Consider the following 21,706-nt stretch of genomic DNA (forward strand, 5'->3'; position numbering starts at 1 on the left):
ATGCAGTACGCACTGACCGCGGAGCAGCGGGAGGACCAGTCCGCGTTCGCGGCCTTCGCCGACGAGCACCTCCTCCCCCGGGCGAACCAGTGGGACCGGGAGCAGCGCCTCTCCGACGAGATCGTCGAACTGCTCGGCAAGGAGCGCCTGCTGGTGCCCACGCTGCCCGTCGAGGCGGGCGGCCGGGCGATGGACGTGATGACCTACGGCCTGCTGAGCGAGGAGCTGGGGCGGGGCTGCGGCAACATCCGCAACCTGGTCGCCGTCCAGGGCATGGTCGCGCACGCCATCCTCAAGTGGGGCAGCAAGGAGCAGGCGGACCGCTGGGTGCCGCGCATCGGCACCGGCGAGACCGTCGGCGCGTTCGGGCTCACCGAGCCCGAGGCCGGCAGCGACGCCCGCAGCGGTACGACGAGCGCGGAGCGGGTCGGCGAGGACTTCGTCCTCAACGGCCGGAAGAAGTGGATCAGTTTCGGCCAGCGGGCCGGGATCTTCCTGGTCTTCGCCAAGCTGGACGGCGAGTCGGCCGCCTTCGTGGTCGAGCGCGGCACGCCGGGCTTCAGCACGACGCCGATCACGGACATGCTGGGCCTGCGCGCCTCCGAGCTCGCCGAGCTGACCTTCGAGAACTGCGTGGTGCCCAAGGCCAACCTGATCAGCCACGGTCGGCTCACCTTCGACCTGCTGGCCACCGGGTCCCTCGACTACGGCCGCTACAGCACCGCCTACGGCGCGGTCGGGCTCGCCCAAGGCTGCCTGACCGCGAGCCTGGACTACGCGCGGGAGCGGACCCAGTTCGGCGTCCCGCTCAAGGAGCACCAGCTGGTGCGCGGCATCCTCACCGACATGATCTCCGGTGTGGAGGCGGCCCGGCTGCTCTGCCGGCAGGCCGGCGCGCTGCGGGCCACGGCCCACCGCGACGCGATCCGCCAGACGCTGATCGCCAAGTACGTGGCCTCGCAGACCGGCTTCCGGGTCGCCAACGACGCGGTGCAGCTGCACGGCGCCAACGGCGTCGGCCCGGACTTCCCGGTCCAGCGCCACCTGCGCGACGCCAAGATCCAGGAGATCATCGAGGGCACCAGCCAGATCCAGCAGGTGCAGATCGCCGATCTGACCCTCTAGCCCGCGGCGCCACGGGCCCGGCCGGGGACACCGGCCGGGCCCGACGCGTGCCGCGACCGGGGTCCGGTGGCCCGCCTCAGGACCGCTCGGCCGGCAGGTCGGCGCGGACCTCGAAGCCGCCGTCCTGGGTCGGGCCGGCGGTGAGCGTGCCGCCGAGCAGCTGGGCGCGCTCGCGCAGGCCGACCAGGCCGTGGCCGCCGCCGGGCAGCACCTCGGCCGGCCGCCCGGGCGGCGCGTCGTTGCGCACCTCGACGCGCAGCCGGCGCCCCTTCGCCCGGACCTTCACGTGCACCCCCGCCTCGGGGGCGTACTTGGTGATGTTGGTGAGCGCCTCCTGGACGGTGCGGTAGGCGGCGCGCTCGACCGCCTCCGGCCACGGGCGGTCGCCGGGGCTCAGCTCGGTGTCGGCGGCCAGCCCGCTCTCCTCGATCAGCCGGGGCAGGTCGGCCAGCCGGGGCTGCGGGGCGAGCGGGGCGTCCGCGCGCTGGCCCGGGGTGCTGCGCAGCACCCCGACCATCTGGCGCAGCTCGTCCAGGGTGCGGACGGCCAGCTCGCGGATGGTGCGGGCGGAGGCGACGGCGGCCGGGTCGGCGGTGCTGACCTGGAGGGCGCCGGCCTGGATGCTGATCAGGCTGACCTGGTGCGACACCACGTCGTGCATCTCCCGGGCGAGCCGGCCGCGTTCGCTGATCAGCACCCGCTCGGCCAGCAGCCGGCTCTCCCGCTCCTGCCCGCGGGTGAGCTCGTCGAGGCGGGCGGCCAGCTCCCGGCGGGTCCGGGAGAGCAGACCGGTGGCGGCCGGGCCGGCGGCCAGCATCACCGACTGGATGGCGTAGAGCGCGGTGTCCCGGCTGAGCTCGACGATCTGCTCGGACAGCGGCCAGTGGAAGTACTCGACCAGCGCGAACAGGGTCGCGCAGGGGATGACGACGCGGGGGCGCGGGCGCTCGGCGGCCACCGTGTAGACGGCGGTGATCGGGGCGAGCCAGATGTCGTCGAGGTAGCTGCCGGGCATGGTGAGCAGCAGCACCGTCACCGGGAAGCGGCGGCGCCAGAGCAGCGCGACGGCGGCCACCACGGACAGCGTGACCTGCCACCAGGGGGCGTCCCGGGCGACCAGGGCGGCGTCGAGCAGGGAGTAGAGGGCGGGCAGCAGCAGCATCAGCCAGGGCGCGGTGCACCAGGCCGGGAGCCGGCGGGACGGCAGCTGTTCGGCGGTCGTCATGCCCCGTCGCCGGGCTTCGGGCGGACCAGCCCGGCGCGGTGGGCGAGCACGGCCGCCTGGACGCGGTTGGCGGCGCCGAGCTTGCCGAGGATGGCGCTGATGTGGTCCTTGACGGTGCCGGTGCCGAGGAACAGGCGGTCGGCGATCTCGGCGTTGGACAGGCCCTCGCCGAGCAGCGCCAGCACGTCGAGCTCCCGGCCGGTGAGAGTGCGGGTGAGCGCGCTGGCCTCGGCGTCGGGGCCGCCGCCGTCCACGTAGCCGCCGATCACGGTGCGGGTGACGGTCGGGGAGAGGATGGTGCCGCCGGCCGCGAGCACCCGGACGGCGTGCACCAGCTGTTCGGGGGCGGTGTCCTTGAGCAGGAAGCCGACGGCGCCGGCCCGCAGCGCCGTGCCGATGTACTCGTCGGTGTCGAAGGTGGTCAGCATGGCCACGGCCGGCGGGTCCGGCAGGGCGCGCAGGCGGCGCAGCACGGAGATGCCGTCGAGGTCGGGCATCCGGATGTCGAGCAGCACCACGTGCGGGCGCAGCCGTTGGACGTGTTCCTCGGCCTGCCCGCCGGAACAGTCGCCGACCACCTCCAGGTCGGGGGCGGAGCCGACGATGAGGCCGAGGCCGGAGCGGACCAGGATCTCGTCGTCCACGATCAGCACGCGGGTGGTGGAGATGGTGCCTCCTCGGTTCGGGCGGCCGGGTGGGGGCGGTCCGCGTGGGTCGTATCGAGGGTAGGGGCAGAGGGGGCGGCGTGCCGAACTCATGGCGGGTCTGCACCCCCGCCGTTCGGCGGGGGTCGGAATCCGCTACCCGGTTCACGCGATTCTCAGGTGGAGTGGGGAACCATTGAGTTGGCTGCCCTTTTGCCGACCCGCTCCCCACCAGGGGCGATCGGCCGAGGCGAGGGCCGCCGGTCAGTCCGTCGGGCCCGTGCGGGCGCCCGGCGCCGGGCCGTGTGCGGATGCGCCCCACCATCTGATCGTTTGGAATTGAGCTGTGTCGTCCACTGTGAAGTCGGAGCCGTCCGCCACGTCCACCGGGCCCCGGCCCGTCGGCGTGCTCGACCGCTGGCGCCCCCGGGCCGCCGCGGCCTCCGTCTGGTACCTGCGGCTGATCGCGCTGCTGAACATCGCGACCGTGCTGCTGGTGCCCTTCCGCGACCAGGTCAGCGAGCACAACGAGGGTGAGTACTTCACCCCGTACCTGATGACCTCCGGCCTGGCCAGCGCCGTCCTGTCGGTCTTCCTGGCGATCGCGATGCGCCGGCGCAAGCGGGCCGCCTGGATCTTCAACATCGCGCTGTCGAGCGTGTTCGCCCTGCTCTACCTGGCCGCCATGGTGCTGCCCGACGAGCGCTTCAACCGGCACCCGCTGAACTACGTCTCCACCGTGCTGACCTGCCTGTTCGTGCTGGCGCTGCTGGTCGGGCGGAAGGAGTTCACGTCCAAGGGGGACCGCTCCAACCCGAAGACGGCGGCGGCCACCTTCGTCGGCGGGCTGCTGTTCGGCGGCACGGTGGGCGCGCTGCTGGTCTGGATGACCAACGGGCTGAGCGGTGCGGGCTTCTGGGACCTCTTCCGGTACTCGGTCGGCCGCATGATCACGATCACCCCGTCCGAGCACCTGCGGTCGGTGATCTCCGCGCCCACCTGGGTGAACGCGGCGATCAACGCGATGGGCGGGGCGCTCTTCCTGCTCGTCCTCTACGTGGCGTTCCGCAGCCCGCGCGGCAAGGAGCTGCTGACCCCCGAGGACGAGGCCAGGCTGCGGGGGCTGCTCGACAAGCAGGGCGAGCGGGACTCCCTCGGCTACTTCGCGCTGCGCCGCGACAAGGCGGTGATCTTCTCCCCCAGCGGAAAGGCGGCGGTGACCTACCGGGTCGTCGGCGGCGTCTCGCTGGCCTCGGGCGACCCGATCGGCGACCCGGAGGCCTGGCCCGGCGCGATCGACGCCTGGCTGGCCGAGGCCCGTGAGCACGCCTGGGCGCCGGCCGTGATGGGCGCCTCCGAGGAGGCCGGGGTGATCTACGCCCGGCACGGGCTGGACGCGCTGGAGCTGGGCGACGAGGCGATCGTCGAGCTGGACGAGTTCTCGCTGGACGGCCGGGCGATGCGGGTCGTCCGCCAGGCGTACAACCGGGTCAAGCGGGCCGGCTACACGGTGCGGATCCGGCGGCACGAGGACATCCCCGAGTGCGAGATGGCCGAGCTGGTGGCCAAGGCCGACCAGTGGCGCGACGGGGCGACCGAGCGCGGCTTCTCGATGGCCCTCGGCCGGCTCGGCGACCCGGGCGACGGCCGCTGCGTGATGCTCGAGTGCCACGACGGCGACGACGAGCTCAAGGCCCTGCTGAGCTTCGTGCCGTGGGGCCCGGACGGCCTCTCGCTGGACCTGATGCGCCGCGCCCGGGACACCGAGAACGGCCTGATGGAGTTCATGGTGATCGAACTGCTGCAGCGGGCCGAGGAGGTCGGGCTGAAGCGGGTCTCGCTGAACTTCGCGATGTTCCGTTCCGTTTTCGAGCGCGGTTCGCGGCTCGGCGCCGGCCCGGTGCTGCGGCTGTGGCGTTCCGTCCTCGGTTTCTTCTCGCGCTGGTGGCAGATCGAGTCGCTGTACCGCGCGAACGCGAAGTACCGGCCGATCTGGGAGCCCCGCTACCTGCTCTTCGGGAAGAGCAGCGAGATTCCGCGGATCGGCCTGGCGAGCGCGCGGGCCGAGGGCTTCATCGTCGCGCCGAGCCTGCCCGCCCTGTTCCGCCGCCGGCACGCCGGGTCCGCCGTGGTGGCGCCCCGGGAGCCCGTCGCGGCCCGGGACGGGAAGGGGTAGCCCTCCGCCGGGGGGCGGAGGGGGGCCGGTCGGCCGAGTGCCGGGGCGGCCGTATGGGGGTGCGCTCAGGGATCTCCCTCCCCCCTGAGGATGACCGGGATCCCCATCCATGCCGATGTGGATTTGTTAACCGGCTTCTAATGTTGGAGTAGCTGAGAAGTTCGGGGATTCGGGAGTAACGGTTGTGATTCACAGGACCCACGCGGGGGGCGTGCGAAAGGGGCCGCTGGCACTCGCCGGTTCGGCCGCTGTCGCCGAGTGGGGAACGTTGTACGTGACGGTCCGGGACACGGTGGCGCGCAAGAAGCTCGCGGCCGTACCGATGGCCACGGCGGCGACGTTTCTGATCCTGCTGTTCAGCATCACCCAGCACCTGCCGGGGGGCGAGCGCTTCGTCAACCACATCGGGGTGGTCAAGGCGGCGCTGCCGCTGGAGGTCTCGCTGCTGCGGACCCCGCTCTCGTTGTACGTGCCGGCCCTGGACCTGCCGGTCTGGGGCGCGCTGGCCCAGGTGTTCGTGGTCTTCGGCCTCGCCGAGATCGTGCTGGGCCGGCGGATGACCCTGGTGGTCGCCTACACCTGCACCGTGGCGGGCACGCTGTTCGCCCGGGTCGGCGTGGCGATCGGCCCGGACCACCTGTTCGGCTTCCCGAAGTGGGTCGCCTACGTGCGGGACACCGGGCCGTCGGCCGCGGTGGTGGCGCTGGCGATCGTCATCGCGTTCCGTTGCCGGGCCTGGTTCACCGCCGGCCTGGTCGTGGCGCTGATGGTCGGCGAGGCCGTCGTGCTGCCGAACCTGGCCGGTCTGGAGCACGTGGTGGCGGTGATCGCCGCGCTGCTGATCGCCGTCTCGGTCGAGGTGTTCGGGGACTTCTGGCCGCGGGTGCTGGCCGGGGTCGGAGCCGCCACCTCGGTGGCCGCGGCCGCCTCGCGGGAGGTCGCGGTGGAGGCCCGGCGCCGCCGGTCGGCGGGTGCGGTCATCCCCTGAGGCGCCCGGAGCCGGGGTGCGCGCCGGGCCGCGGGCCGGGCGCGCACCGGCGCGTCAGGCGTGCGGGAGCGGGAGCTCGAACCAGACGACCTTCCCCACCGCCTTGCGGGCGGTGCCCCAGCGCTCGGCCAGCTTGGTCACCAGGGTGAGGCCCCGGCCGGTCTCGCCGAGCTGCTCGGCGGGCTCCAGCGACGGCAGGTTGTGGTTGTCGTCGCTGACCTCGACCAGCAGTTTGTCCACCCGGATCAGCTGGAGCTGGACGCGGTCCCGGGCCACCCGGACGGCGTTCGTGACCAGCTCGCTGACCAGCAGCTCGGTGGTGTCGCTGAGCGCCTCCAGGTGCCAGCCGGCCAGCTGCTCGCGGACCAGTGAACGGGCCCGGCGGACCTCGCGGTGGTCCACCGTGAGGTCCCAGGTGGCCACCTCGGACGGGGCGACCCCGTCGAAGCGGGCCACCAGCAGGGCGACGTCGTCCTTCCGGTCGTCCGAGTGCAGCCGCTTGAGCACCACGTCGCAGGCCTGTTCCGGGCTCTGCCGCGGGTCGATCAGGTTCCCGCAGAGCGCGGCCAGGCCCGCCCCTATGTCACCGCCGCGGACCTCGACCAGGCCGTCGGTGCACAGCACCAGCATCGAACCGTCCGAGACGTCGATCGTCTTGGCGACGAACGGGACGCCGCCGACGCCGATCGGTGCGCCGGCCGGGATCTCCAGCAGTTCGCCGGAGCCGTCGGGGTGCACCAGCACCGGGGGGACGTGGCCGGCGCTGGCCAGCTCGCAGGTGCGGTTGATCGGGTCGTAGACCGCGTACAGGCAGGTGGCGAGGTGGTCGTCGCCGAGCTTGTGGGCCAGGTTGTCCAGGTGGCGCAGCAGCTGGCCGGGCGGCAGGTCGAGGGCGGCGAGGGTCTGCATGGCGGTGCGGAAGCGACCCATCGCGGCCGCCGAGTGCAGGCCGTGCCCCATCACGTCGCCGACCACCAGGGCGACCCGGCTGCCGGGCAGCTGGATCGCGTCGAACCAGTCGCCGCCGACCTCGGCCTTCGGGTCGCCCGGCAGGTAGCGGTGGGCGATCTGTACGCCCGGGATCTGCGGCGGGCGGGTCGGGATCATCGAACGCTGCAGGGTGGTCGCCACCCTGGCCTCGGCGCGGTGCAGCCGGGCGTTGTCCAGGGAGAGCGCGGCGCGGACGGCCAGTTCCTTGAGGGTGGCGGCGTCGCTCTCGTCGAAGGGCGCGCGGTCCGGCAGCCGGAGCAGCTTGAGGATGCCCAGCACGGTGCCCCGGGCGGACAGCGGCACCACCAGCATCGAGCGGCCGGTGACCACCGGGGCGAGCCGGACGCCGCCGAGCGCGATCGCGTAGTCGACGGCGACGTCCTCGCTGACCACCGGGACCAGCACCGGCTGGTTGAGCTGCAGGGCCATCCCGGGCGGGGTCCGGCGGGGCATGCTGACCAGCGAGCCCTCGGCGAGCACGTGGTCCCAGGCGCCGCCGGTCTCGTTGTAGACGAGGGCGACCCTCCGGAGCATGGTGTCGTCGTCCGGCCGGGCGACCGGTAGCTCGGAGTCGGAGATCAGCCCGTCCACCAGGTCCACGCAGGCGAAGTCGGCGACCCGGGGGACCAGCACCTGGCAGAGCTCGTGCGCGGTGAAGCCGAGGTCCAGGGTGGTGCCGACCTTGCCGCCGACCTCGTTCAGCAGGGCCAGCTGCTCGCCGGCCTGCCCGTTGGTCAGGAACGGGCCCAGCCGCCCGGGCTGCGCGGCCTCGGCGGCCGCGGGGGCCGGGACGACGGGGGGCGGCCGGTGGCCGTTGCCGGCCGGCTCGGGGCCGGACGCCCCGGGGGAGGACGGTGCGCGGGTGGACGGCTCGGCGGCGGCCTGGTCGATGGGGACTCCTCCTCCGGCGGGCGGCGGGGCGGTCGGCGGTGCGGCGGTGACGGATTCGGCGGTGACGGGTTCGGCGGCCTCGCGCTGGGCCGGCAGCGGCCCGGGCGGGCGGCCCCGGACGGTGCGGGCCGCGGGCGCGGCGGGGTCGGGCGGCGGGGTCGGGCCGAGCCGGGCGGCGCGCTGCTGGGCGGTCGGGTAGCGCCGGCCGAGCCCGGCGGCCGCGTGCGCGGCGGCGGCCTGGGCGTCGGCGGGCAGGACCGGCAGCACGGTGGACGCGTCCAGCCGCAGGGCGGGCAGCCCGGCCCGGTCCAGGGCGTCGAGCAGCAGGGCCCGGCGGTCGGCCGAGCCGGCCGGCAGCAGCGGGACGAGCCGGTCGGCCGGGAGCAGGCCGGCGCTCAGCCGCCCCGGTGCGGTCAGGGTGGCGCCCAGCCGGTGGAAGCCGCCCCGGGCGGACGGGGTGGCGGCGAACGGGAGCAGCCGCTCGCCGAGCACGAGCCGCGGGCCGGCGGTGCGCAGCGGCCGGGCGTCGGCGGCGAGGGCCAGCAGGCCGCCGAACGGCTCGGGCAGCGGGTAGGCCCACCAGAGCACGTCGCGCAGGTGCTCCTCGCGGTCGGTGACCGGCATCTGCCCGGCCCAGGGGCGGCCCTCGGAGGTCAGCGCGGCCAGGGTGTCCAGGGCGTCGCAGCGGCGCCGGACGACGGAGCCGGAGGCGCCGAGCGGTTCGACGGCGGGCAGCAGCCCGCTGGCGGCACGGTCGTGGGCGACGTCGGCGCGGTGTCCGAACAGTTCCTCGGCGGCCCGGCTCCACTGGGCGATCCGTCCGGTCCGGTCGACCAGGACGAGGGCGAGCCGGACCAGGGCGGCCACGCCGGTCGGGTGGTCACCCGGCACGGTGTCGGCGCCCGCCGGACGCGGTGTGGAGTTGGACTCGGCCACCATGGATTCGGTCTGCTCCCGCCTGGCCGCCACGCCTGGAGGCGGCCGTCTCTCCGGAGGAAGGCACGCTGTGTGGATACCAGCGAAGCACGGACCGGGCCGGGCTCGATAGCGAAACGGGGAGATTCCTCAGGATCGGTTGCGTGTCGTGCGGCGCGCGCCGGTCCGCGCTCCTCGTTCACCCGGACGGGGCTTTCGCGCACAACGGTAGGGTGGCAGGCCGGGCCGCCCCGCGGGGCGGTTCCGCGGGACGCAGCAGGCCGGACGAGACAGAGGCGAGAAGTGAGCGCGCAGAGCCCCGTCCGCTGGACGGATCCGGAGCAGCAGGAGCTGGAGGAGCGGGTCGCCGCCGCGGAACTCGCCTGGCTGAGCATGGACGTCGACGTGCAGACGCTCCGGGTCGAGATCGACAACTTCGCCCTGATCCACCATCAGCTGCTCGGCCCGCTGTACGCGCGGCTGGACGAGCTGGAGGCGCTGGTCGCCGAGGCGGTCGCCGCCCGGACCGGGAACCCCGAGGACCTGCGCCGGGCCGCCGAGGCCCGCCGACAGGTCGAGGAGCTGCCCGACCTGGACGCGCTGTTCGACTCCGTGCGGGAGCAGGAGGCGGCCGCGCCGCCGCCCGCCGCGCCCGCCCGGGTGCGCCCCGGGCGGGACGCCCAGCGCGTCTACCGGGAGCTGGTCCGCCGCGCTCACCCCGACCTGAGCACCGACCCGGCCGAGCAGGAGCGGCGCGCCGCGTTCCTGGCCCGGGTCAACGAGGCCTACGCCCTCGGCGACGGCACCGCGCTGGAGGGCCTGGCCGCCGAGTGGTCGACCGCGCCCGAGGCCGCGCCCGCCGTCGACGCGCCCGACCGGCTGGAGTGGCTGCGCCGCCGGCTCGAGTGGCTGACCGCCAAGATCACCGAGACCGCCGTCGAGCAGGTCCGGCTGGAGCGCACCCCGATGGGGCAGCTGCTCGCGCTCGCCCCGCAGGACCCGGACGGGCTGCTGGAGCAGCTCGCCGAGGAACTGCTCGCCAAGGCCGCCGCCCAGCAGGCCGAACTGGAGCGGCTGCTCGGCGGCCCGCAGTCCGCGCACGGCGGTCACCGCCCGCCGGTGGGCGACAATGGCACCGACCCGACCGCCGACCCCCGGCCTCCTTCGGCCGGAACGCACCCCCACCAGGAGAGCCCCACGATGTTCGCGCAGATCCCCTCCGCCGCCGCTGCCGCCGTGCCCGCCGACGCCGCCCTCCTGGACGTGCGCGAGCAGGACGAGTGGGACGCCGGGCACGTGGACGGCGCGCTGCACATCCCGCTCGGCGAGGTGATCGCCCGGCTCGGCGAGCTGCCGGACGGCAAGCTCTACGTCCTCTGCCGGGTCGGCGGCCGCTCCGCGCAGGTCGTCCAGTACCTGGTGCAGCAGGGCCGGGACGCGGTGAACGTGGACGGCGGCATGTACGCCTGGGAGGGTGCCGGCCGCCCGATGGTGAGCAGCACCGGCCAGGACGCCTACGTGCTCTGAGGTCTCCTGCATCCCCGCCCGGTAGGGCAGGATGGGCGCGCGACCGCGCCGGGACGGGACCGGGCCGGCGCGCCCACCGGATCGGGGAGGCCGTGACGGAGACGACGACGGGGCCGGCACCGGCCCCCGGGCGGGTCTGGTCGGCGCCCGCGCAACTGGTGCTCGGCCTGGCCGGGGCGGTGCTGGTGGTCGCGACCGGGCTCTTCCTCGCCGCGGTGTTCCTGCACGTCGCGCCGCCCAACGCGCTCTCCCGGCAGTACCGGGCGGAGGTCGACGGCCTGGTGTACCCGGAGTTCGAGCAGAACTGGAAGCTGTTCGCGCCCAACCCGCTGCAGCAGAACGTCAGCCTGGACGCCCGGGTGCGCACCGTCGGGGACGGCGGCGCCACCACCACCCGGGACTGGACCGGGCTGACGGCGCAGGACCTCGCCGCGGTGCGCGGCAACCCCGCGCCCAGCCACGTCGACCAGAACCTGCTGCGCCGGGCCTGGGACTTCTACGACGGTTCGCACAGCCCGCAGGACGACTCCCTCACCAACGCCCGCGGCAAGCTCGCCGAGCAGTACCTCAAGCGGATCGCCCTGCAGCGGATCGGCCGGGAGGTGGCCGGTGAGCGGATCCTGGAGATCGAGTTCCGGGTGACCGCGACGACCGTCCCGCCGCCGTCCTGGAGCGGCGAGGCCGCGCCGGCGGCGCCGAAGGCGCGGGAGCTGCCGTGGTGGCCGGTGGGCGACGAGGACTACCGGGGGCTCGGGTGAACGAGACGTCGTCGCGGCCACCGGCCGGTGCCCCCGCGCAGGCCCCCGTCGACTCCCCCGTCGACGCCGGGGCGGTCGGGCTGCCGCAGCAGGCCGGGCCGCCGCCCGCGGCCGGGCCCGTCGCGCCGGGGGTCGTCGCACCCGGGCCCGTCGCGCCCGGTGGCACCGTACCCGCCGCCCGGGCGGCCCTGGGCACGGCGGCCGCGCGGGCCGTCGCGGCGTTCACCGGGCAGCTGTTCGGCCGGCACCAGGCCGCGGTGGTGCGGATCGGCTTCGGGCTGGTCTGGCTCGCCTACCTGCTGCGCGAGTGGCCCAACCGGCGGGTGCTGTACGGCGACCGCTCCCCCTGGTCGATGGAGCTGGCCGAGCGGCTGCTCGCCGACAACGGGGCGTTCACCGTGCTGCCCTGGTTCGGGGGGCGGTTCTGGTTCGAGCTGGTCTACCACCTGGCGGTGCTGGCCGCGCTGGCCGTGGTCCTCGGCTGGCGGACCAGGGCGAGCGGCGTGCTGTTCCTGGTCACCGTGCTGTCCCTGCAGAACCGCGACGTCTTCCTGGGCGACGGCGGCGACAACGTCGTCCACCTGATGGCGGTCTACCTGGTCTTCACCCGCTGCGCCGAGGTGTGGTCGTTCGATGCCCGCCGGGCCGCCCGCCGGGCGCTCCCCCCGGGCCGGTCCGGGGCCGACCGCGGCGGGGTGCTGCTCTGGGGGCTGCTCGGCGCCGTCCTGGCGCTCTGCCAGCTCGGCGACTTCTCCGGCGAGAGCCTCACCTGGACGGCCCGGACCTTCCCGTACGTCGGCTGGGCGCCGCTGTTCTGGGGCCTGTGGGCGGTCGCCGGGCTCTGGTGGGCGCTGGGACGGCTGCGCCCGGGCGGCGAGGCGCGGGCGGTGCTGGACGCGCTGGCCACCATGGTGCACAACTGCGCCATGCTGGTGATCGCCGCCGAGGTGGTGCTGATCTACGCGACGGCCGGCTGGTACAAGGTGCAGGGCTCGCGCTGGCAGGACGGCACCGCGCTGTACTACCCGCTGCACCTGGACTACTTCGCGCCCTGGCCGTGGCTGTCCGCCCTGGTCGGCTCGGCGCTGGTGCCGGTCTTCCTGATCTCCTACGGCACGGTGGTCGTGCAGGTCGCGTTCCCCTTCACCCTGCTCAACCGGCGGGTGAAGAACGTGCTGCTGGCCGTGATGATGGCCGAGCACCTGGGGATCGCGGTGCTGCTCGGGCTGCCGGTCTTCTCCCTCGCGATGATCGCGGCGGACGCGGTCTTCCTGCCGACCGGGGCGCTGCTCTGGCTGGCGGCCCGGGTGCAGCGGATCCGGCGGGGCCGGGGGCCCGTCACTTAGGCTGACCGACATGTCCTGGTTCGCCGCCCTTCGTGACACCGCGCGGACCGGACTGACCCTCGACCGGGCGCTCACCGACCCCAAACGGGCCGTCCGCGGTGCCGTCGCCGTCGCCCTGGTGCTCCTCCCGACCCTGGCGCTCGCCGGCCCGACCCCCGCCACCTCCGCCGCGATGGGCGCGTTCATCGCCGGTACGGCCACCTTCCAGCGCAGCTTCCGGCCCCGGGCCAGCCTCGCCGTCGCGGCCGGCCTCGCGCTGGGCACCAGCACCTTCCTCGGCTACCTGGCGGCCGGGGTCGCCGGCCTCTTCCCGGTGCTGCTGGCGGTCTGGGCCTTCGGCGCCGGACTGGCCTGGGCGATCGGGCCCACCGCCGGCGTGGTCGCCGCCAACACCGTCTCGGTGATGCTGGTCGTCGTCCAGCTGCCGGTCAGCGCGCTCGCCGCGCTCGGCCACGGACTCCTCTGCGCCCTCGGCGGCGTCGTCCAGGCCGCCGTGATCACCCTCTGGCCGATCGGCAGTTGGACCGCCCAGCGGGACGCCCTCGCCGACACCTACGCGGAACTCGCCGACTACGCCCGCAGGTTGCGCCAGGACCCGACCGCGCACGTCGACCCGGCGCCGTTCATGACCGCCCGGCACGCCGCCGCGCTCACGCCCTGGCAGGACCGCCACCGGCCGCCCGAACTGCGCGGCCTGCGCGGCCTCGCCGAGCGCATCCGGCCCACCCTGGCCGCACTCGCCGACCCCAGGGTCGGTGCTCCCGCGGAGGGCCCGGAGCGCGACCGGGCCCGCGAGGTGCTGGCCGCCTCGGCCGAGGTGATGGATGCCCTGGCCCGGGCCGTCCGCAGCGGCGAGGCGGTCCGGCTACCCCGCTCGGCGCCCTCGCTCACGCTGGCCACCCCCGAGGAGGGCGTCCGGCTCCGGGGCGCGGCCCGGCGGTCCGCCCGGCGGCTGGGTGGGCTGCTGCGCAAGGCCGCCGACGCCCTCGACCGGGGCGACGAGGAGACCATCAGCACCCCGGTGGTCGGGGCCGGCGGAGCGCTGCACAAGCCGCCGATGTTCCGGATGCTGCCGGTGGCCCTGCGCATGGTGCAGCGCCAGTTCCAGCCGCGCTCCGCGGTCTTCCAGCACGCCGTCCGGCTCGCCGGCGTGGTCACCGTCGCCTACCTGCTGGCCCGGCTGGCCGGCTTCCACCACGGGTACTGGGCACCGATGACGGCGGCCATGGTGATGCGGCCGGACTTCGCACAGACCTACAGCCGGGGCGTCGCCCGGCTGGCCGGCACCGTCGTCGGCGTGGCCGTCTCCACCCTGGTGGTGCAGCTCGCCCACCCCGGCGAGTGGGTCCTGGCGGTGCTCGCCGTGCTCTGCATCGGCGGGGCGTACCTCACCCTGCGGACCGGGTACGCGCTGATGACCGTCGGCATCTCCTCCTACGTGGTGTTCCTGCTCGGCCTGCAGGCCGGGGACCCGTTCACCACGGCCGTCGAGCGGGTCGGGCTCACCCTGCTCGGCGGGTCGGTGGCGCTGGTCGCGTACGCGCTCTTCCCCACCTGGCAGACCGCCCGGCTGGGGGAGCGGCTGGCCGAGTGGCTGGCCGCCGCCGGGCGGTACGCGGGCGCCGTCGTCGCCTGCTACGAGGACCCGGCGGCGCCGCGCGGACGGGCGGTGCGCTCGGCGCTGCTGGACTCCCGGGAGGCCCGCTCCGAACTGCTCCAGGCGATGGAGCGGGCCGACGCCGAACCGGGCCGGCACGCCTCCGGGCTGCCCGGGCTGAACCGGCGCCAGCTGGACCGGGCCCGAGCCGCGGTCGGGCACCTGGGGCGGGTCGCCGTCCTGCTGGAGGCCCATCTCCCGGCCGCCGACGCCGATCCCGTCCCGGGCACCGCGGAGTACGCGGAGGAGCTGCGGTTGGCCACCGCGCTCGCGGGGGCCGCGCTGCTGACCGGGCGGCCGGTGGAGTTCGACGCCGTGCGGGAGGCCCAGGCGCGGCTGGAGGAGCGACTGGCGCAGGCGCCGGCCGGGGTGCAGCGGGACGTCGTGCGGGCCGGGACGCGACTGCTCGGGCAGGCGCTGAAGGACCTGGAGCGGGCGCTGCGCGGGCGGGAGGACGTCCGGGGGCCGGAGGAGGCGCGGTACCGGGAGGCGGTGCCGGCGCCGGAGGGCCCGCGGTAGGCCCCGGCGGGCCGGGGTCCACCGGGGTGACAGAGTGAACGCCATGGACGAGGACGAGCTGGTGCGGGCGTGGCGGGTGGCGGAGCGGGAGCCGGGGGCGCTGCTGCTGGACGGGTTCCACGCGCTGAAGCACGCACTGCGCTTCGGCGGGGACGTCCGGCGGGTGCTGACCGCCGACCGGGCGGCGCTGCTGGAGCTGGCCGCGGAGCTGGCGGCGGACGTGCTGCCCGCGCTGGACGGCCTGGCCGAGGAGCTGCCGGAGCCGCGGCTGCGGGCGCTGGCGCCCCGGCTGCACCCGACCGGGGTGATCGCGCTGGCGGTGCGGCCGTCCGTCGCCGCGAACCTGGCGGTGCTGGCCGAGCGCCCCCGGCGGGCCCCGGTGGTGCTGCTGGAGAACCCGCGCAACCTGGGCAACGTCGGGGCGGTGATCCGGCTGGCGGCCGGGTTCGGCGCCACCGGCGTGGTCACCACCGGCGACCTGGACCCGTGGCACCCGACGGTGCTGCGCGGCAGCGCCGGCCTGCACTTCGCCACCGCCGTGGAGCGGCTGGCCCTGCCGGAGCTGCCCGCCGGGCCGTTGTACGTGCTGGACCCGGAGGGCGCGGACATCCGCACGCTGCCCTTCCCGGACGACGCGTTGCTCGCCTTCGGGACCGAGCGGCACGGCGTCTCGGCGGAGCTCAGGGCGCGGGCGGACCAGCTGGTCGCGGTGCCGATGCAGCCGGGGGTGTCCAGCTTCAACCTGGCGACCAGCGTGGCGATGGGTCTCTTCCACTGGATGTCCGGGCGGCGCTGAGGCGTCGCGCCGCGGGCCGCCGGGCGGTCAGGAGAACAGCCGGCGCCAGGTCTCCGGGCCCGGGTGGCCGGCGGCGTCCGGGCCGGTCCGGCCCTGGGCCTGCTGGAGGGCCTGGAACGGCCTTGCGGTCGGAAGGCCTTGTCCGGGGCGGGCGGTGGTGGCGCGTCAGGCCGCGGCGGCGGGCGGGAGGGCCGGGGAGTACTCCGGTCCGGTCCAGGTCAGCGGGGTGGCGTCGGCCAGCTCGCGGACGCCGGTGACGGTCAGTTCGACCATCCGCTCGGCGCCCGGGGCGCCCTGCCGGGCCCCGTCGGACCAGTCGGTCCGGGCCTCCCCGGTGACCAGCAGCGCCCCGCCGGTCTCCCAGTCGGGCAGCAGCAGGCCGGCGCGCGGGTCCAGCTCCAGGTTGCCGAGGGTCAGGAACATGCTGTTGCCCGGGTACTCGGGCCAGCGCAGCCGGTCCGGCGCCACCGCCTGCAGGAAGCCGGGGAAGCCGCCCCGGTGGGAGGCGTCCACGCTGCCGTCCGGGCCGGTGGTGGCGACGAAGAAGGTGTCGGCGGTGGCCGCGGTCAGCTGCTGGGCGGTGGACAGCACCGGCCCGGCGGCGACCGCGCGCGGCGGGCCGGCGGCGGGCCGGTCCAGCGGGGTGCGGCGCTGGATGTACTTGGGGCAGTTGGCGACCACCTGCTCGGCGGTGATCGTCAGGCCGCCCCGGCCGTCCGGTGCGGAGCGGCCGTTGAGCCGCATCCGGCGGCGGCCGGCCGGGTCCAGGGCGATGGTGCCGACCCGGGCGGGCCGGGTCAGCGCCGCGGCCAGCGGGTCGTCCCCGGCGGGGTGGGCGGCCACCGCCAGGGTCCGCTCGTCGGGGGCCTGCAGGAAGCCGGCGGGGCCGGCCAGCTGGGTGGCCCAGATCCGGCCGTCCCGGTCGGCGGCGCCGAGGACGAGCATCCGGCGTTCGGCGAGGAAACGGGCGGCCACCGCCGGGACGGTGTCCCGGATTGACCGGCCGGCGTGGTCCGCCCGGTCGCTCCGGCCGGCCCGGGCCTGGGCGGCCCGTTCGCCGGGGTGGTAGGGCGTCGCGGTGGGGGGCGTCATGGCCGGCTCCAGTCGGGGGTGCTCGTTAGAAGAAACCGCAGGTCGGGGCGGAGGGGGTGGGGGCGGTGGCCCCGGTCTCGTCCACCCCGGTGCGGGTGTAGATCTCCAGCCGGATGCCGTCGGGGTCGGTGAAGAAGATGCCGCCGGAGGCCGAGCCCTCGTTGTGCGGGACGACGCCGCCGTGGGCGAAGGAGGCGCCGAGTCCGCGCAGCAGTTCCTCGGCGGCGCGGACCTCCTGGAGGCTCTCGACCTCGAAGGAGAGGTGGTGCAGGCCGGGCGCGGAGGTGGCGAAGGTGCCCTCGCTCTGCTGCCAGAGCGTCACCACGAGGCGGCCGTCGCGGCCGAGCAGGGCGAAGCGGCGCTCGGGGTCGGTGCCCTCGCGGGTGACCTCCAGGCCGAACACGGCGCGGTAGAAGTCGATCGAGCGGGCCAGGTCGGTGACGTTCAGCCCGATGTGGCCGGTGGTCAGGGTGCGGAGCGCGGTGGTGGCGGACATGCCTGGTCACTCCCGTGGTGTGGGGCCGTCGGCGAGGCTGCTGCCTAACCGGTACTCACGAATGTAGGGGTTAGGTGATGGGGCGTCAACCGGTACCGGTCCACGAAGGGGTTAGGTGTCGGCGTGGGCGCGCGGCCGGACCGGGCACGCGAAGAATCCGCCGGACGCGGTCCGGCGGGCTCAACGGGGGTCGGTCAACGGGGGTCGGTCAAGGGGTGGTGCCCACGGGACGGTCGGCGGCTACTGCCACTCCCAGCGGATGCCGATGTGTCCCGGCTGCTGGTCCGGGGCCAGCACGTGGGCGCTCGCGGAGGCGCCGATCCAGAGCTGCTCGCGGCGGTGGTCGACGTCGGCGCCCGGCTCGCGGTCGTAGCGCTCGCAGTGCGCGGGGACGGCCGCCGGGTCGAAGTGCACCTGGAGCACGTACTCGCGCACCGTCGTCGCGAAGCGGCGGCTGTACTCCAGGGTCGGGCCGCCGGGCGGGATCTCCACCTCGTACTCGAAGACCGTGCTGTCGCCGAGGGCCAGCGGGCGGTCCAGCATCAGCTCGCCGACGGTCAGGCCGGCCTCCGGGCGTCGGCGGACCCGGCCGAGCCGGCCGTGCCGCACCGAGGTGATCTCGGGGCAGCCGGTGGCCTCCTCGTCGGCCTTGTGCACCACCAGGCAGCGGCCGACGCCGCTGACGGTGGCCCGCACCACCTGGCGCATCCGCAGCAGGTTGCCGCGCCGCTCGGCGTCCACGTAGTACGAGTCGTGGATGCTCAGCCGCTCCAGCTCACCGGCCGGCGGCGCGTCCAGCTCGGTGAAGATGTCCGCGATCTCCTGCTCGCCGGGCCAGACGTCCTCCAGCCCGAGGTGCAGGGTGTTGGCGGTGGCGGCCCAGCGGCCGCGGGGGCGCGGCGGGCCGAGCAGCGAGGTCAGCGCGCTGTGCGGCAGCCCGAGCAGCTCCTCCAGCAGGTGGACGGCGCGCAGCGAGCTGGCCCGCTCGGGCTGGCTGCGCCCGCGGCGCCAGTAACTCAGGGTCGTGACGCTGACCCTGACACCGCGTTGGGCGAGTGCGGCCCGGATCCGGTCCAGGCTGAGGCCGCTGGCCTCGATGGCCAGGTGCAGGGTGTCCGCGAAGCCGCCCGCGGGGGCGGGCCGTCCTGCGGAGGGGGTGTTCGGCGCCGGTGCGGGCGCGGGTGGGCCGGGGCGCTCCGGGCGCGGTCCGACCAGTCGGAGCCGCGCGGAGTCCTGAGGCTGCTGTGCGGCCATGCGGTGACACTCCCCACCAGGTGAGTTCGGTGGGACCTGGCCGACGCCGGGGCGCGCCGCCAGCGGCTTCACCGAGCTTTGGGGAACCCTATGCACGGTCGAGAGGCTACGTCATCAGTCGTGCGTATGACAGTGGTCACGGCAGGTGAACCGAAGGGTTAGCGATCTTGAAACACTTCGGAAACACCCGCCGTGGATCCGGCCGGACGACGGACACCGCCGGGGCGGGCCGTACGGCGCCGCCCCGGCGGGGGTCTGGTGGTGCTGGCGGTCGGGGATCAGCCGACGTTCAGCGCCACGTCGTCGATCACGAAGCTGGTCTGCAGCGAGGAGTCCTCGGTGCCGGTGAACTTGATCGTGACGGTCTGGCCCGCGAACGAGGTCAGGTCCAGGGTGCGCTGCACGTAGCCGGCCGCGGCGTCCACGTTGGAGTAGGTCTTCAGCGTGGTGCTGTTGGCCTGGACGGTCAGCTTGTCGTACGCGGTGGAGCCGGTCTCGGCGGTGTCGACGTGCAGCCAGAAGGTCAGGCTCGCGGACTTGCAGCCGGCCGGGATCGAGACGGTCTGCGACACGGTGTCGCTGTGGGCGGAGCCGTAGCCGTCCATCCAGGCCTTCCAGCTGCCCGCGTGCGCCGCCTGCGAGGAGCTGTTGTCGACCACGCCGCTGGAGGCCGTCCACGGGGACGCCGTGCCGGTCTCGAAGCCGCCGTTGCCGATCAGCTGGGCGGCGGTGCAGCCGCCGCTGGGCGGCGGGGTGGTGCCGCCGAGCAGGGCGGTGGTCAGGCCGTCGGCGATCGGGGAGCCCCAGCCGGTGACCTGGTCGTAGCCGGCCTTGGCCGGGAAGTCCTGGTTGGAGCCGCTGGTCACGTCGTGGAACGCGGAGGCGGAGCCGCTGCCGTTCGCGACCGCGTACAGGCGGGGGCTGGCCTCGCCGAGGACCGGCTGGCCGGCCGCCTTGGCCTTCTGGTTGAACTGGGCCGCGTAGCCGGACCAGAGCGGCGCGGCCGCGCTGGTGCCGCCGTAGACCTGCCAGCCGCCGGCCGTGTAGATCGCGAAGCCGCTCGCCGGGTCGGCGTTGGAGGAGACGTCCGGGACGGTGCGCATGGTGCCGTTGATCCCGGTGCCGGTCTGCCAGGCGGGCTTGGCGAACACGGTGGAGACGCCGCCGCCGGCGGTGCTCCAGGCGCTCTCGGAGGAGTAGGCGGTGCCGGACACCTTGAGGTTGGTGCCGCCGACGCCGGTCTGGTGCGGGCTGGACGCCGGGAAGTCGACCGCCTTGACCGTCGAGCCGCTGGTGGAGCGGGTGCAGTCGCGCGAGCCGTCGTCGCCGGAGGCGGAGAAGATCGAGATGCCCTGGGCGGCGGCCTGCTTGAAGGCGTTGTCGACCGCGGTCATCGAGGCGGCGGTGGTGTCGGGCTCGCAGGAGCCCCAGGAGATCGAGATGACCGAGGCCCGGTTGTCGGCCACGATCTTGTTGGCCATGTCGATCTCGCCCTGGTCGCTGTTGGGCGCCTCGTAGACCAGCTGGGTCGCCTTGGGCGCGGCGCCGCGGACGATCTCGCTGTCCAGCTCGACCTCGCCCTGGCCCTCGCCCGGCTTGGAGTCGTAGTTGGCGCCGTCCACCGAGACGGTGGAGACCGCCGGGCCGGTCAGGCCGTACTGCGAGTCGTAGGTGGTCAGGTTGCCCTTGGAGTAGCCGTCGAACTCCCAGAGGGCGACGGTCACGCCGGTGCCGTCGGCGCCGGTCTTGTTCAGGTTGTAGGCGCCGTTGTACTGGGACGGGCCGAAGCCGCTCGGGGTCGCGGTGGCGGCCTTCGGGGCGATCGCGTTCGGCTTGGCCAGGCGGTTCTTGCGCACCGCGTGGTTGTCCAGGCCCTCGACGCCCTGGACCACGGAGGCCAGGTCGGCGGGCACGGAGGCGGCGGCGTCGTTGGCGAAGAAGGCCCGCTGCAGCTGCGGGTCGACGTAGGCGCTCTCGTGGGTGCCGAAGGCCTGCGAGACCTGGGCGGTGGTGCCGCGGGCGCTGACCACCTGGCGGTTGGCGCTCACGTCGGTGACCGTCAGGCCCTGGGCGGCCAGGTAGGACTTGACCTGGTCGACGGCGGCCTGGGTCGGGCCGAACCGGGCGGTGAACTGCTCGGGCGTCAGGTACTTGCCGAACTCCGGGGCGCCCGGCGTGGTGACCGCGGTGAGGAAGCGGTCCAGGGCGTCGGTGTCACGCAGCTTCAGGCTGACGGCCACCGAGATCTGCTGCTCGGCCGGGACGTCGCCCTTCTTCTCCGAGTGGGCCACCGCGGGGTTGACGGTGTCGGGGAGCGCGACGCGGGGGGCGGGCGCGGCCTGCGCGGTGGAGACGCCGAGGGAGACGGCGGTCAGCGGCAGCACGGCTATCGCCGCGGCGAGGGCAAGGGAGCGGGGGCGCAACGGATCCTCCTCTGGCCGGCTGTGGGGGCCGGCTGGGGGCCATGGCGTTCCGGGGTCGAGAACGCTGGCTAGAACATGACAGAACAACTGCGCGAGTTGGCTCATGGTCAAGCAATTCGTTGCTAAAAAACAGTCAAGTGTGGAGGGCTGGAAATGCCGGGCCCGCATACAGTGAATGGCCCGAATTCCCGGCCCGGTCCATACCAGTTCGGGGCGCAACGGGCGGACGTAGAATCGGGGCGATCCGAGGGAGGACGATGACCGACGTGACGACGGACCCCCGGGACCCCCGGCCGCTGACCGGTGAGCCGCTGGCACTCGACCTGCTGAACACCCGGTGGGCCGGCACCCCCGTCAACGACCTGCTCGCCGAGCCGGACGGGCAGCGGATCTGGCTCTCCTCCGCCGGCCTCACCGACCGCTGCCAGGACACCGACGCCGCCCTCGCGGCCCTGCGCGAGGCCCGCGGGGCGATCTCCGCGGTCGTCCAGGACGTCCTCACCGGAGGCGAGTTGGGCGCGGAGGCGACGGAGCGGCTGAACGCCGTGCTGCGGCACGGGCGGCTGCACCGGGAGCTCGGCCCGCAGGGGCCGGCCGCCCGCGTCGAGGTGGACGGGGCCGAGTGGCTGGCGGCCTGGCTGGCCGCGGACGACCTCCTCGACCTGCTCGGCCGGGGTGCGCACCGCATCAAGCGGTGCGCACACGAGGCCTGCATCCTGCATTTCCTCGACACGTCGCAGAACGGGCGCCGGCGCTGGTGCCGGATGGCGGTCTGCGGCAATCGCGCCAAGGCCGCGCGGCACTACGGGAAGGGCCGGGGTTAACCGACGACCGAACGAGCGGTCGGGGCTCCGGCGGCCCGGTGGGCGGGTGCGGGCGGTCGG

General features: G+C 74.8%; 16 protein-coding genes. 9 read left to right on the forward strand and 7 right to left on the reverse strand.

Going from position 1 to position 21,706, the window contains the following annotated elements:
* The gene (locus ACFYUY_RS29115; protein ID WP_360212037.1) at positions 1-1,125 is read left to right on the forward strand and encodes an acyl-CoA dehydrogenase family protein; all 1,125 of its coding nucleotides are present in this window, start codon (positions 1-3) and stop codon (positions 1,123-1,125) included.
* A gap of 76 nt (positions 1,126-1,201) precedes the next feature.
* Here the strand turns inward: ACFYUY_RS29115 and ACFYUY_RS29120 are convergent, their stop codons facing one another.
* Positions 1,202-2,350, reverse strand: a complete 1,149-nt coding sequence (locus ACFYUY_RS29120) for a histidine kinase (protein ID WP_360212035.1) — start codon at positions 2,348-2,350, stop codon at positions 1,202-1,204.
* Positions 2,347-3,000, reverse strand: coding sequence for a response regulator (locus ACFYUY_RS29125; protein WP_387905198.1), 654 nt, complete (start codon positions 2,998-3,000; stop codon positions 2,347-2,349). The genes ACFYUY_RS29120 and ACFYUY_RS29125 overlap by 4 nt, the downstream gene beginning before the upstream one ends.
* A gap of 340 nt (positions 3,001-3,340) precedes the next feature.
* On the opposite strand from ACFYUY_RS29125, the gene ACFYUY_RS29130 reads away from it, so the two are divergent.
* The gene (locus tag ACFYUY_RS29130; protein ID WP_387905016.1) at positions 3,341-5,170 is read left to right on the forward strand and encodes a phosphatidylglycerol lysyltransferase domain-containing protein; all 1,830 of its coding nucleotides are present in this window, start codon (positions 3,341-3,343) and stop codon (positions 5,168-5,170) included.
* A gap of 274 nt (positions 5,171-5,444) precedes the next feature.
* Positions 5,445-6,158: a hypothetical protein gene (locus tag ACFYUY_RS29135; RefSeq protein WP_387905018.1), complete on the forward strand. Its 714-nt coding sequence runs from the start codon at positions 5,445-5,447 to the stop codon at positions 6,156-6,158.
* A 54-nt stretch (positions 6,159-6,212) separates the two neighbouring features.
* Here ACFYUY_RS29135 and ACFYUY_RS29140 read toward each other — a convergent pair whose 3' ends face one another.
* Positions 6,213-8,978 carry a SpoIIE family protein phosphatase gene (locus tag ACFYUY_RS29140; RefSeq protein ID WP_387905021.1) on the reverse strand — a complete coding sequence of 922 codons (2,766 nt, stop codon included), beginning with the start codon at positions 8,976-8,978 and terminating at the stop codon, positions 6,213-6,215.
* Positions 8,979-9,257: 279 nt separating this feature from the next.
* Here ACFYUY_RS29140 and ACFYUY_RS29145 point away from each other — a divergent pair, with 279 nt between their 5' ends.
* The 5 genes from ACFYUY_RS29145 to ACFYUY_RS29165 all read left to right on the forward strand — a co-directional run bounded on the left by ACFYUY_RS29145 (position 9,258) and on the right by ACFYUY_RS29165 (position 15,557).
* Positions 9,258-10,481: a rhodanese-like domain-containing protein gene (locus tag ACFYUY_RS29145; protein WP_387905023.1), complete on the forward strand. Its 1,224-nt coding sequence runs from the start codon at positions 9,258-9,260 to the stop codon at positions 10,479-10,481.
* Between the two features lie 92 nt (positions 10,482-10,573).
* Positions 10,574-11,239 carry a DUF5819 family protein gene (locus ACFYUY_RS29150; RefSeq protein ID WP_387905026.1) on the forward strand — a complete coding sequence of 222 codons (666 nt, stop codon included), beginning with the start codon at positions 10,574-10,576 and terminating at the stop codon, positions 11,237-11,239.
* On the forward strand, positions 11,236-12,585 hold the full coding sequence (locus ACFYUY_RS29155) for an HTTM domain-containing protein (protein WP_387905028.1): 1,350 nt from the start codon (positions 11,236-11,238) through the stop codon (positions 12,583-12,585). Before ACFYUY_RS29150 ends, ACFYUY_RS29155 begins: the two co-directional genes overlap by 4 nt.
* A gap of 10 nt (positions 12,586-12,595) precedes the next feature.
* Entirely contained in the window at positions 12,596-14,761 is a 2,166-nt protein-coding gene (locus tag ACFYUY_RS29160; RefSeq protein ID WP_387905030.1) for an FUSC family protein, read from the forward strand.
* Between the two features lie 43 nt (positions 14,762-14,804).
* Positions 14,805-15,557: a TrmH family RNA methyltransferase gene (locus tag ACFYUY_RS29165; protein WP_387905032.1), complete on the forward strand. Its 753-nt coding sequence runs from the start codon at positions 14,805-14,807 to the stop codon at positions 15,555-15,557.
* 165 nt (positions 15,558-15,722) lie between these two features.
* Here the strand turns inward: ACFYUY_RS29165 and ACFYUY_RS29170 are convergent, their stop codons facing one another.
* From ACFYUY_RS29170 to ACFYUY_RS29185, 4 genes are all read right to left on the reverse strand, one after another.
* Positions 15,723-16,649, reverse strand: coding sequence for a pyridoxamine 5'-phosphate oxidase family protein (locus ACFYUY_RS29170; protein WP_360212019.1), 927 nt, complete (start codon positions 16,647-16,649; stop codon positions 15,723-15,725).
* 25 nt (positions 16,650-16,674) lie between these two features.
* The gene (locus ACFYUY_RS29175) at positions 16,675-17,145 is read right to left on the reverse strand and encodes a VOC family protein (RefSeq protein WP_387905035.1); all 471 of its coding nucleotides are present in this window, start codon (positions 17,143-17,145) and stop codon (positions 16,675-16,677) included.
* Positions 17,146-17,385: 240 nt separating this feature from the next.
* Entirely contained in the window at positions 17,386-18,399 is a 1,014-nt protein-coding gene (locus tag ACFYUY_RS29180; RefSeq protein WP_360212015.1) for an XRE family transcriptional regulator, read from the reverse strand.
* 278 nt (positions 18,400-18,677) lie between these two features.
* Positions 18,678-20,822, reverse strand: a complete 2,145-nt coding sequence (locus ACFYUY_RS29185) for a protease pro-enzyme activation domain-containing protein (RefSeq protein WP_387905037.1) — start codon at positions 20,820-20,822, stop codon at positions 18,678-18,680.
* A 257-nt stretch (positions 20,823-21,079) separates the two neighbouring features.
* On the opposite strand from ACFYUY_RS29185, the gene ACFYUY_RS29190 reads away from it, so the two are divergent.
* Positions 21,080-21,646, forward strand: coding sequence for a CGNR zinc finger domain-containing protein (locus ACFYUY_RS29190; protein ID WP_360212011.1), 567 nt, complete (start codon positions 21,080-21,082; stop codon positions 21,644-21,646).
* The last annotated feature ends 60 nt before the right edge of the window (positions 21,647-21,706 follow it).

This window comes from Kitasatospora sp. NPDC004745, from assembly GCF_042873275.1.
In the GTDB taxonomy this organism is placed as follows: domain Bacteria; phylum Actinomycetota; class Actinomycetes; order Streptomycetales; family Streptomycetaceae; genus Kitasatospora.